Annotated in this window: 12 protein-coding genes; 3 read left to right on the forward strand and 9 right to left on the reverse strand. The window is 34.1% G+C overall.

Going from position 1 to position 12,083, the window contains the following annotated elements; genetic code table 11:
* Nucleotides 1-29: 29 nt before the first annotated feature.
* The 3 genes from EPK97_RS09065 to EPK97_RS09075 all read right to left on the reverse strand — a co-directional run bounded on the left by EPK97_RS09065 (nucleotide 30) and on the right by EPK97_RS09075 (nucleotide 2,389).
* On the reverse strand, nucleotides 30-464 hold the full coding sequence (locus EPK97_RS09065; protein ID WP_162036291.1) for a carboxymuconolactone decarboxylase family protein: 435 nt from the start codon (nucleotides 462-464) through the stop codon (nucleotides 30-32).
* A gap of 175 nt (nucleotides 465-639) precedes the next feature.
* Nucleotides 640-1,008 carry a DoxX family protein gene (locus EPK97_RS09070; RefSeq protein ID WP_162036292.1) on the reverse strand — a complete coding sequence of 123 codons (369 nt, stop codon included), beginning with the start codon at nucleotides 1,006-1,008 and terminating at the stop codon, nucleotides 640-642.
* 748 nt (nucleotides 1,009-1,756) lie between these two features.
* Nucleotides 1,757-2,389 carry a LysE family translocator gene (locus EPK97_RS09075; RefSeq protein WP_162036293.1) on the reverse strand — a complete coding sequence of 211 codons (633 nt, stop codon included), beginning with the start codon at nucleotides 2,387-2,389 and terminating at the stop codon, nucleotides 1,757-1,759.
* Nucleotides 2,390-2,690: 301 nt separating this feature from the next.
* Between EPK97_RS09075 and EPK97_RS09080 the strand changes: the two genes are divergently transcribed.
* Nucleotides 2,691-3,974: an L-lactate MFS transporter gene (locus EPK97_RS09080; protein WP_162036294.1), complete on the forward strand. Its 1,284-nt coding sequence runs from the start codon at nucleotides 2,691-2,693 to the stop codon at nucleotides 3,972-3,974.
* Between the two features lie 82 nt (nucleotides 3,975-4,056).
* Here the strand turns inward: EPK97_RS09080 and EPK97_RS09085 are convergent, their stop codons facing one another.
* The 6 genes from EPK97_RS09085 to EPK97_RS09110 form a co-directional block, all read right to left on the reverse strand.
* Nucleotides 4,057-4,770: a GntR family transcriptional regulator gene (locus EPK97_RS09085; RefSeq protein WP_162036295.1), complete on the reverse strand. Its 714-nt coding sequence runs from the start codon at nucleotides 4,768-4,770 to the stop codon at nucleotides 4,057-4,059.
* A gap of 62 nt (nucleotides 4,771-4,832) precedes the next feature.
* On the reverse strand, nucleotides 4,833-5,684 hold the full coding sequence (locus tag EPK97_RS09090) for an HAD family hydrolase (RefSeq protein ID WP_162036296.1): 852 nt from the start codon (nucleotides 5,682-5,684) through the stop codon (nucleotides 4,833-4,835).
* A gap of 122 nt (nucleotides 5,685-5,806) precedes the next feature.
* Nucleotides 5,807-6,859 carry an ABC transporter ATP-binding protein gene (locus EPK97_RS09095; protein WP_162036297.1) on the reverse strand — a complete coding sequence of 351 codons (1,053 nt, stop codon included), beginning with the start codon at nucleotides 6,857-6,859 and terminating at the stop codon, nucleotides 5,807-5,809.
* A 3-nt stretch (nucleotides 6,860-6,862) separates the two neighbouring features.
* Complete coding sequence (locus EPK97_RS09100; RefSeq protein ID WP_162036298.1) at nucleotides 6,863-7,666, reverse strand: ABC transporter permease; 804 nt, start codon at nucleotides 7,664-7,666, stop codon at nucleotides 6,863-6,865.
* A complete protein-coding gene (locus EPK97_RS09105) occupies nucleotides 7,663-8,481 on the reverse strand; it encodes an ABC transporter permease (protein ID WP_162036299.1) in 819 nt (272 codons plus the stop codon). The genes EPK97_RS09100 and EPK97_RS09105 overlap by 4 nt, the downstream gene beginning before the upstream one ends.
* Before the next feature lie 10 nt (nucleotides 8,482-8,491).
* Entirely contained in the window at nucleotides 8,492-9,631 is a 1,140-nt protein-coding gene (locus EPK97_RS09110; protein WP_162036300.1) for an extracellular solute-binding protein, read from the reverse strand.
* Nucleotides 9,632-10,047: 416 nt separating this feature from the next.
* On the opposite strand from EPK97_RS09110, the gene EPK97_RS09115 reads away from it, so the two are divergent.
* Both EPK97_RS09115 and cspD read left to right on the forward strand, forming a co-directional pair.
* On the forward strand, nucleotides 10,048-11,571 hold the full coding sequence (locus tag EPK97_RS09115; RefSeq protein WP_162036301.1) for a helix-turn-helix domain-containing protein: 1,524 nt from the start codon (nucleotides 10,048-10,050) through the stop codon (nucleotides 11,569-11,571).
* Between the two features lie 256 nt (nucleotides 11,572-11,827).
* The gene (cspD, locus tag EPK97_RS09120; protein ID WP_162036302.1) at nucleotides 11,828-12,028 is read left to right on the forward strand and encodes a cold-shock protein CspD; all 201 of its coding nucleotides are present in this window, start codon (nucleotides 11,828-11,830) and stop codon (nucleotides 12,026-12,028) included.
* The last annotated feature ends 55 nt before the right edge of the window (nucleotides 12,029-12,083 follow it).

Genomic DNA, 12,083 nt, shown 5'->3' on the forward strand with positions numbered 1-12,083 from the left:
ATACGTAAGAAATAGATAGCGATTCATATTTATTGTTTTTCAATTGGCATTCCTGCCGTTATGGCAATACGATTCCAACCATTGATAGTAACAATCGCTGCTAAAATATCATTTAATTTTTTCTTGTCAAAATGTAAACTGGCCTCTTCAAAAGCCTTTTCAATCTTTTCATGTTCCTGCAAAATGGTTACTGCTTCTGTCAGTGCCAGTGCAACTTTTTCTTCGGATGTAAAAAAGTTCGTTTCTCTCCAAGCAGACAAAACATGTAAACGTTGGTTCGTTTCTCCTTCTTTGATTGCATCTGCAGCATGCATATCCATACAAAATGCACAACCATTGATCTGTGAAGAACGCATTTTAATTAATTCTAATAACGTTTTAGGCAATTCACTTTCATTTAAATAACTCTCCATCCCCATCATGGCTTTGTAAACACCTTGTTCTACTTCTAATCTTTGACTCATATTAAATACCTCCATTAGTTTGTTTATGTTTCTTCAATTATTAAAACGAAATAAGCATAACATTTGTGACAATCTTAATTATCTTTTCTTAAAGTAGAACAAAAAAACGTGAGAAAGGTCTAAAATCTAAACCCTTCTTCACGTTTCAATATCTCTCAAAAATGATTTTCTACTTTTAAAACAATTCCATCATTTCTGACCAGTTGGCAATCGTCACAATCAAAGTAAATACAAATAATAAAAATGCCGGTAATGCTTTAGAGACGGGATCCTTCACTCTTACAAGGTGTGTTAATACAGCAAAAAACATCGTAACAGCCAACAATAAAGCACCCAAACCACTTAAAGAATCCAACCATAAACCAATGATGAGTCCCACAGCACCTACAGCTTCAACAAATCCTGTAAAAGGCAAAAACCATTTTGGAAAACTATAACGTCTAAAATCCTCCACCATCGTCTTTGAACCAAATAACTTTGAAAATCCTGCTCCTAAAAAGGCAAGACCTAAAAACGCTTCCAAAATGACAACAAAAATATCCATCTACTCATCTCCTTTTTGTTGCTCTAATACAAGATTATGCTTTAAAACCGCATAGTAGATCAAAAATATGAAAAAAGCCCTTTAAGCTCAATTACATATATTTTGTCTTTTTTGTGAAATATACTCAAAATTAAGTATTTTTAGGTTTTTATTTAATGTTTTCTATTGTTCTACTGAGATAAATTATCTTATGATAGTAGCTATGGATTATTCGTGAATGTATGAAACTCCAATAAATATAATCCATTACATTACTAATATGATGTAATAAGCTATTTGTTTAAATATATAAGATTAAGCGCTTTCTCTCTGTTGTGTTTTCATCAAATTCTTCAATGTATTTAACATAATTTATCGTCGCACATCTTTCTGCAAAATATACTCACCTATAGTCCAAATTTTGTTAAGAAAGAATTGATTTGTTTATGTGTTCCCAGTTTCATGAAGAACCATCAAATAGCATCAAAATCATGGTGAAAAATCAAGAAAAATCTCTGCAAGACATTACCAAAAAATTATATTACTTCCATCAAGAAATTGATTCGTTAAAAGAAAACTATATTGAACACTATTTTTGGGCTATAAAAATGTCCACAAAGGTAAAAGAATTACTACGTCGTATTGATTCTTTGAAAAACAATTGAAGAAATAAGATAATTCTTCATCTTGTATGATTTTTCACATTGTAATTTTGGTAGTTTATCGAGAGTGAAGCAATGGAGCTTCACTCTATTGCTTCACAACATAATTATTGAGGGGCTTTTGTCTGAATCAATTTTAACCCCATTCCAATAAAAACGATTCCTGTGATTTTGTTTAAAATATTTGCTACCTTTTGATTTCCTCTCATTTTTTTCGTTGAATAGGACGAAAAATACACAACAAATAAACACCACAATAAACCAGTTAAGGTAAAAGTAACACCCAATAAAATAAAGGATACAGGTCCAGAAGATTGAACATCCACAAATTGTGGTAAAAAAGCAATGAAAAATAAAGCAACTTTTGGATTTGTTAGGCTTGTTAAAATTCCTTGCATGTATATTTTCCCTGCCTTTAAATGATGTTTTACAGATGTATCCGCTTCGAGGTTTGTTTTATCAGAAAACATTCTTATTCCTAGATAAATTAAATAAAGCGCACCGATTATTTTGATGACGTTAAATAATATAAGAGATTTTGTAAGAATAATAGATAAGCCAAATGCTACTAGTAACGTGTGGACAATTGAGCCACTGATGATACCAAGTACCGAATAAATACCTGCTTTTTTACCTTGTGAGATACTTCTCCCTATAATATACATCGTGTCTGTACCAGGAATTAAATTTAATAAAATGCCTGATATTAAGAACACCTCGTAATTTATGATTCCGAACATCTTTATTTCTCACTCCCTTTATTCGTTGTATATAAAAGAGTTTATTTTATCATGGAAAAAAAGAAAATACAATTTGGTGAATAATATATTGATTGTGAAAAAAATCACAGACGTGATTCGTTAATCGTTTTATACTATTAAAGAGTTACCCAATCCATAAAAAGTGATGGGGCTCCTTGAAATCCACCCCAAAAACATGATTTCACGATCTAAATAGAACACAATGAATAAAAATCCATCACTTTTGTGGAATATCAATATCGATTGTAATTTTTCAAACATATAAAAGGAGAGAGCTATTATGAAAACAAAAAATCGTTGGCTTATTGCGTTATCCGCAGTTGCTATTCACCTCTCTATTGGTTCGGTGTATGCTTACAGCGTTTATAAAAACCCTCTAGCGGAGCAACTCGGATGGAGTAGTACACAAACCGCTCTCGCATTTACAATTGCTATCTTTTGTTTAGGAATTTCCGCTGCTTTTTTTGGTAAATTAGTTGAGAAAAAAGGCCCTCGTTTTTCGGCTACAATTGCAGCAATTTTATTTGCAACAGGTTTAATTGGAACAGGGATCGCCATTCATTTTGAATCATTAGCGGGTTACTATTTATCTTATGGGTTGATCAGTGGTATGGGACTAGGTATTGGTTATATTTCGCCTGTTTCTACTTTAGTCAAATGGTTTCCAGATCATCGCGGGTTAGCAACTGGGATGGCCGTGATGGGTTTTGGTGCAGGTGCATTAATCTGTAGTCCTATTGCCAATTATCTTATAGAAAATGTAGGTCTTTCACAGACGTTTTACATCTTAGGTATCTCATATTTTATCCTCATGTTGTCAGGAGCATCTTATATCGCTAAACCTGAAGAAGGCTGGATGCCTGCAGGAATGAAGGAAAAAACAGAGAAAGGAACGATGCGACTAAAAGAAGATTTAGCACAGCTTACAGCAAATGAAGCCGTTAAAACAAAAAGATTTTGGATGTTATGGGTCATGATGTTTGTGAATATTTCATCTGGTATCATGCTGATCTCTGTCGCTTCACCCATGGCTCAAGAAAAAGTAGGAATGACAGCCGTTGCCGCAGCAAGTATGGTAGGTTTGATGGGATTTTTTAATGGTGGGGGTCGCATCGGCTGGGCTTCTGCATCTGATTATTTAGGTAGAACAAATGTATTTACTTCATTTTTCTCTATCCAGCTTATTGCATTCTTATTATTGCCATCTGTTTCTAACCAGATCCTGTTTATGATTCTCATCTTTACGATCCTGACTATTTATGGTGGAGGGTTTGCTTCCTTACCAGCATTTATTGGGGATATGTTTGGAACAAAACAGCTAGGAGCCATTCATGGTTATTTGTTAACCTCTTGGTCAATGGCAGGTGTTTTCGGACCAATGCTTGTGGCTTATATAAGAGATACTACGAACAGTTATAACGCCACTTTTTATGTGTTTGCCGTATTTTTAACCATAGCACTGATCACTTCCATTTACATTCGTAAGGATATACAAAAAGTAAGAAATGCCCGACAACCTTCTTTGCAGCAAAACAAGAAATTACAACAAAGAATTGCACATTAAGTATCATCTCTTTTCCATTACCGCTTATGATCGTCATAAGCGGTCTTTTTATGCGTATCTTCACTTTTTGGGGTATGTGATATTATCTCATTCTTTGCACCCAAAACTTAAAAATATCATTTCGATAATAATCTACAGAGAACATCATCGGTCGATTGGAATCATCAAAATGCTGTTGTTTTAAGAGCAGCACTGTTGTTTCAGGTTTTACTAATAACTTTTGATAATATGGATCTGTGGAGGTTGGAACGTTAATTTCTGTATTTGAGCGGACAATCTTTATCCCTGAAGCCGCTTCTAAAACATGAAATAGAGGTTCAGAAAGACCTCTTTCTTCAAAAATATCACCAAAATATTTTTTAGGTAATATGTTAATAGAAATCACCACAGGTTCACCATTCACCATTCTCGTTCGTTCATGAATGTAAACATGTTCATCAGGTGATAAATTCAGCGAAATAGCATATTCCTCAGGACAGGTTTCCGTGCTTATAGATTCGTGACGTTCTGCATCCTTTAGTCCTGCCTGTTTCATCATCGCGGTAATACTAGTTAATTTTTCGAGATTATTGGGCACTTCCGGTAATGGATTCATCACAAAGGTACCTACACCATGTTTCACTAGTAATTTACCTTCTTGCTCCAACAATTTTACAGCAGAACGGAACGTCTCACGACTAACTTCAAATTGAGTAGCCATTTCATACTCTGAGCCAAATTGATCTCCAGGTTGGTAAACACCGGACTCAATCATTTTTTCGATCTCTTCTTTAATGATGATATATTTTGGTTTCATATGAATCCCATCCAATACAAAAAATTACACCTTGTTAATCGATATTATTTTATCACAATGGTTCATTCATTTACGTCTTTTACTTCATTTTTCCTCATCACTAGTAAATCAAATAATAGATCCTTATGATGAATGATATCGGCAAGTGCATCTTCATCATGGTGTCTCCCACAATAAGAAGCAATCCTCTTTAGTTGGTCATGCGCATTATCCACTGCTATACCTATATCCGAAGTTGTTAACAATGTCATATCATTCAAATTATCTCCAAACCCAACGGAATATACATTTGGCGAATTCAAATGTTGTTTTAATTTTCTTAACCCATTCCCTTTGTTTACATTTTTAGCTAATACTTCGAGAAACTGAGGTTCCGAACGTACCCAATCTACTCCCTTAACATTTTGCTTCAAAAAAGACTCTACTTGATCTAATAATGAAGGTTCCCAAACCAACATTACTTTTTGCCAAGAGCCTTGCAATTGTTCAAGTGAATGCGTACTTTTTTCAAATTTTTCTTTTAAACAGTGACTGTCTGTGTACTCGTTATGTGTGATGAAGTACACTTTTTGATTCATATAAATTTCTACACCGATACCAGGAAAAGCTTGAATTATTTTTTCCAACAATAATGTAAAATCTTCAGGCAAACCTTGATTCCATAATATTTTTTGATTTTGGAAATCGTATAATGCTCCACCGTTATATAAAACACCTGGTACATTAATCGGTAAATCATCTAGGAAAGGGATCACGGATTTCTCCATCCTACCTGTTGCAACAGTAAATAATCCACCTTCATTTACGAAGTGTTCTAATGCCCGTTTATTATTCACACTTACTTTGTTTTTAGAGTTTAACAGTGTTCCATCCATATCTGTAACTAACAATATATTTTCAAAATAATTTCTCATTCACATCTCCCTAGTAGGCATTTTTGGTAATTGTGAAGTAATCGTTTTTGTATTTGGATCATCACAAGTAACAAATAACTCTGAATCAACGGATTCTGTTAGTCAAACATACACCTTCCTCTTTATTCAGAACTCGGAAACATAAAACATTTATCCTTAGGTAGTACGATGTTACAGTTCCCTTTTTTAGAAAGCTTCTCTTCCGTATCAATAAATAAACTTTGACCTTCTAACTCTACTAAATTTCGATAAGAAGAGCCTGTAAATAAACTTTCTACTAACTCCCCTTTTAAAGTCACACAATCTGAATACTGTTCTCCATCAAAACTTAGGAACGCTTCCTCACTCCTAATGACTAAATGATATCCATTGGAACCTGGGGTTTCTTTTTTATTTTCAAAGTCAAGTTTTTGATCTCCTAAGTAATAAGAGCCATTTTTGTATTTGATTTCTAACGTATTGGAATTACCCAAAAAATGTGCTGAAAAATAACTCGCGGGTTTAGCATACAATTCTTCTGGAGAACCTGCTTGTACTACATTGCCTTTATTCATTAATACTACTTGATCAGCCATCGTAAATGCTTCTTCCTGATCATGAGTAACATATACAGCGGTAATTCCTAAATCTTTTTGCAATCTACGAATTTCAATTCTTAAACGCTGTCTTACCTTTGCATCCAGGTTAGATAAAGGTTCATCCATTAATAACAATTTAGGCTCTAACACAAGAGCCCTTGCTAAAGCAATCCGCTGCTGTTGTCCACCAGAGTATTGTTGTGGATGGCGTTTTTTCACATCCGTAGCGTCGATTTCTACCTTTTCAAGAATCTTATACACCTTTTTTTCTCTCTCTTTTTTTGGTGTTTTATTCAGTTTTAAACCGTATGCGATATTATCAAATACCGACATATGTGGCCATAACGCATAATTTTGAAATACCATACCTGTTCCTCGTTTTTGTGAGGATAGTTTCGTCACATCCTGATCGCCAAATAAAATATTTCCTTCATCTGGATCTAAAAAACCAGCCAAACATCTCAGCAATGTCGTTTTTCCACATCCACTGGGTCCAACGATAGCAGTAAAGCTATTTTGTGAAAGTGTAATGTTCACATCAGATATGGCTTTTTTCCCCTGATAACTTTTGTTGATATTTTTAATTGTAATATTCATGGTTTACCTCCCAAATGCAGCCAAATATTCAGACTTTAAGTAGCGATCGAGCAAAAACAACATGATGATTCCCGGAATCATTAGAAGGAGTGCCGTGATTGAAGCGATTTGCATTTCGTATCCCATCGCAGAGTTGTACATATAAATAGGCATAGTCACAACAAAGGGAGATCCAATTAATAAACTTCCAGTAAACTCATCTAGTGAATATAAAAAGACTAAAAGGGATGCCGCCACAATACCGGGTATTGCAATCGGCAAAGTAATCGTAAAAAACACTCTTAACTTAGATGCTCCCATATTAAAGGCAGCCTCTTCATATGAAACTGGAATGGATTTAAAAACCGAAACAAGTGTCCAAACGGAAAATACAAGCGCACCAACAAGATGAATCAAGATCACACCAGGTATCGTACCTACCAAATCCCATTTATACATTAAAACCATTGTATTCGTAAAAACAGGAATCTGAGGAAATGCTTGCGGTAGCAAAAAGATCATAAGAATAATCGCCCTTGCCGGAATTTTATATCTCGCTAAAACATAAGACATCGGTACCGTTAGTACTAGAGTAAGTATGGTCACAATAATGCCAATGCCAAAACTTAAAAATAAAGAATTTAAAATATCTGCATCTAAAACTTTTTTCCAATAAAAAAATCCATACTCCTGTGGGAACATATGAGGCCAATACCACTTCTCTGCAAAAGACCATAAAATCAAACTCGATAATGGGCCAAATATAATAAACATGGCAATGACATACAGAATCGTTTTCATCGTAAATTTCACGATTGGTGTCTTCATTTTGTCACCACCCTTAAATAATAAATCGCTGCACCCATCGAAATGAGATAGGATAAAACACCAATCGCATTGGCAACACCGTAATCATTCTGATAAATAATCTGATAATAAATATCTACCATGATCATCTGTGCACCATTACTATTCCCTAACATAATAGGAATGGAGAAATTCCCTAGTATAGAAGTGAATATGAGTATGGCAGATACGGCTACGGCTCCCTTAGCCATCGGCAGTAAGATCGTAAAAATGATACGGATATAACTTGCCCCAACATTACGAGCGGCTTCCACATAACTATAGTCGATACTCCTGAAAGCACCCATCATTAATAGGAGCGCTAGGGATAAATTTTTCCATGAAAGTGCAATGACCACACCTAATGATGAAAAAGCGATAGAGGGTGCACTATCTAAGCTTATGAGTCCCAACGATGCCAAAAAGGAATTTAATGTCCCGTTTGGTGCTAAAAAAACCCTCATCGCATGACCCACGACAACAAAAGGAATAAACAAAGGAATTTTAAATAAAAATTCAATGAATTTATTATGTCGTAGTCTTAGATATCCCCCTAAGATCACACCAACAAGTAGAAGAATAAATAAACTCGAAAAAGCAACAATCAAGGTATAAACAAAGTCACCGCTATATAATTCAAATACTTTGATGTAATTATCAACTTTCCACTGACCCTCTACTTTAAAGCTCTCAATAAAAGATAGGAAAAACGGATAAATAAATAAAAGAGAAACAACAAGGATCGCAGGCAAGCAAATAAGAATGCCTACAACCTTGCTTCTAGTATCTGTTGTCATGAAATCACCTCTAATTTCTCTCGTAAGCCTCTTTTAAATTGCTGAAATAGTCTACTAGAGGGAACGATAAACCTTTATTCGCTAAGTCTTCTGCAGAAATATCACTAAATAAAGATTCTTTACCTTCTTCAGAAACATTAGGCATCACTGAAGCTGCATCAATACCAGGGAACCAACCCATACTGTCTACAATGGCAGAAGCTTGAATTTCAGGTGATGTTAGGAAATCCGCATACGCAAGTGCCGCTTCTTTGTTTGCTGCATTTTTTGGAACAACGACATACATCGGCTGCCCTGGAAGTCCTGGCTCAATGATTTTCAAGCGGAAGTCTGGATTTAAACGTCCTTCCCCTTTCCAAGATATAAACATGTCTACCCAAACCGGTCCCATATCAATTTCACCACGGTTCATCATATCTAATGTTGCATTATTTCCACCTGTATAAGTCACAGGCAATGCTTTTAATTCTTTCATAACTTCTGGCCACTTTTCTTCTAAAGCGGGATCATAGGGACCTTCAGCTAATTGATTGTAATCCCCACTTTTCCAGTATGTATAAGCTGTTGTAAAAGCAACACCACTCATCCCATTTTTAATCCCGTTATATCCAAAACGTTCAGGGTTGTCATTAATCCATTGAACTAAATCTTCAAAACTTTGTGGAACATCTGATACTTTATCCGGATTGTATCCAAGTGCTACCTGACTGTGGAATAAAGGAATTGCATAACCATCAATGTCAATCCCTAGGCTGTTTTTACTATCGGGTGAAGTAACATATTCTTTATTCGCACTTAACGGAACATACTTTTCTAATAAACCCTCTTCCATCATTTCCTTCATAATACTTTGATGAACAATAGCTACATCAATGTCCCATTCCGTTTTTCCAGCATCCTTTTGCGCCTTTAGTTTGGCATAGATCTTCTGAGACCCAGCATCCCCTGATCCTGTACCTACTACATTTAACTCGTAACCCTCTTCATTTGATGCTAAAAATTCTTTGCCTACAATATCAGTTTGTAACTCTACCATATTTGTGTCACCCGCAGTAACAACATTAATTGTCTTAGAACCTGAACTACATGCACTTAGTAATAATGTAAAAATAATAAATACCAAACTACCTAACTTTACTGAATGTTTCATGATTTCCTTCCTCCCTTTCATTTGTTAAGATAAATTTTATAGATGTATAGACATTAATGTCTTTTCTAAATAATTATGTATAACTTCTTTCAATGCTAGATTAATTGCTTGTAAATTTTTCGTAAAAATAAAGAAGAGGAATTAACTTGCAATTTACCTGTTGGGAAATTGTTCATATGCATCAATTCAATTGTCCTATACTCTATCAATATTTTGTAAGCGTATTCATTTTTTGTTGAAAAAATATCTAACCAATTTTATATTTGTGTCATTTGTTTAGACATTAAATTAAGATGTATAGACATCTTAATTTGTATAATAATGTATTTAATATAGAAATTCAAGGGTTTTCTTTATTTAAATGATAGGTTTACATTATAATTAAACTTAAATATGTTTTAAGAGGGGTGAGGATAATGAAAATATGTCTTTGTGTAAGGGACGAGCTTGAACGGAATGGTATGAAGTGGCTTCTTTCTTCTCACCACATTCCTTATAAACACCTCATAGAAGCAACAGATAGCCAGCACTGCTATTTATTATTATCCCAGCATAAAGTTGATTTACTTATATTTGAGCTGGACCTATTTTCATCTGAAGAATTAGCTAAATTAAGACCCCTTTTAAAACAAAATCACACACAAACGGTCATTCATACAACACACAAAACATTTGATGCAGCACATGAGGCACTTTTATGTAAAGCAGAAGCTTTATTTGTAAAACCCTATGATACAGAGGCGTGGATCAAAACCATTCGTCAATTGGTCAAAAGATTCAAGGCACCTGTCACTATAAATAAAAAAACAATTCCTCAACATTATTCGGCTTATGATTTATTATTTTTAGAAAATCTAGAAAGTGAACACGTAGAAGTTATCCCAAGGATGCTTGCTGTCATTGAATTAGATCAAAATAATAAAATGGAAATGAACTTCAACCATTTACTATCGTTTGTTAAACAAGAATTAAGCGAATATCAAGTACTGGTCATTCCAGTAGAAAACCATCTGGTTCTATTTTTTGATGAAACGATGCTAATAGGAGCATCAAACCCGATCATTACATTAGAACAGATTCTAATCCGACTTTGTTATCAAGGTAAGGCACAAGGTTTCTCCATCTCAGCAGGAATTGGACAACCAAAGAAAAATATGAAGAGTATAAAACAAGCATATCACGAAGCCAAGAATAGCTTAACTAGAAGGTTTTATTTTGGAGGAAATCAAGTTTTTAGTCCAATGCAACCTTATGCTCATAAACAAATTGATTCCTTTTTATCTCCTAAAGAAAGCAAAGAATTAGTGGAATTATTAGAGAGCTGTAGACACGAAGAAATTAAGAAATGGTTATATGATCAATTTACTGGTTTTCCTGATGAGAGTGGTTTATATCCAAACCCTGAAACTATGCGAATTCGTTTAACTAGTGTGTTAGCCCACATTCATCGATTCATGAGTAAACAAAATATTGAAAAAACATTAGAACATAAGTATCAGAATCTATTTCAGATCATTTTATTTGGAGAGGTCTTATTTGATATCACGCAGCAAATGTTATCTTTTTGTTATGAGCTTTTTGATCTCATTCAGCTCAACCAACGTCCGGTTTTTTCACTTATTGTGAATCAACTGCAATTATTTATAGAAGAAAACTATGCAAAACCGCTCACATTATCAGATGCTGCAAAACATGTGAATCGTAACAGTTATTATATCAGTCATTTATTTAAACAAGAAACAGGGTTATCTTTCATAGAGTATTTACAAAAAAAACGTATCGAAGAAGCTAAAAAACTACTTGAAGCTTCAGATTTAAATTTGAGTGATATTTCTGTACAAGTAGGATTTTCTGATGCCAACTATTTTAGTCGAGTTTTTAAAAAAGTAACGGGTGACTCACCTCGTGCTTGGGTTGCTAAAAGGAATGAAGATATGTAAGGTTCTAACTTTTTTATCAGGATCTAAAAAGTCTTTTTGAAAATCATAATCCTTGTCATTGCTTTTACAGAGTCTTAGTGATATAGTAAATTTAAACCATTTTGCATTTAAAATAGTAGTAATTTAATAAAACTGTAACTTTTTGGGAGATGGCATAATTAAATCTTCTTTTGGGTTACAGTTTTTTAATATTTAATATTATTCTACAAAGTAAAATGGTAAAATTGATATGTATATTTTCTAGGAGGAATATTTAATGCAAAACGGTAAAGTAAAATGGTTTAATGCTGACAAAGGTTTCGGTTTTATCGAAGTTGAAGGTGGAGAAGATGTATTCGTACATTTCTCAGCAATCCAAGGTGACGGATTTAAAAGTTTAGATGAAGGTCAAGAAGTTTCTTTTGAAGTTGAACCAGGAAACCGTGGACCTCAAGCTGTTAACGTAACTAAACTTTAATACATCCAAATATTAGATTTGTATTTAGCCGGCATTCATGATGCTGGCTTTTTAT

It is taken from the genome of Chengkuizengella sediminis, assembly GCF_010078385.1.
Lineage (GTDB): Bacteria > Bacillota > Bacilli > Paenibacillales > KCTC-33759 > Chengkuizengella > Chengkuizengella sediminis.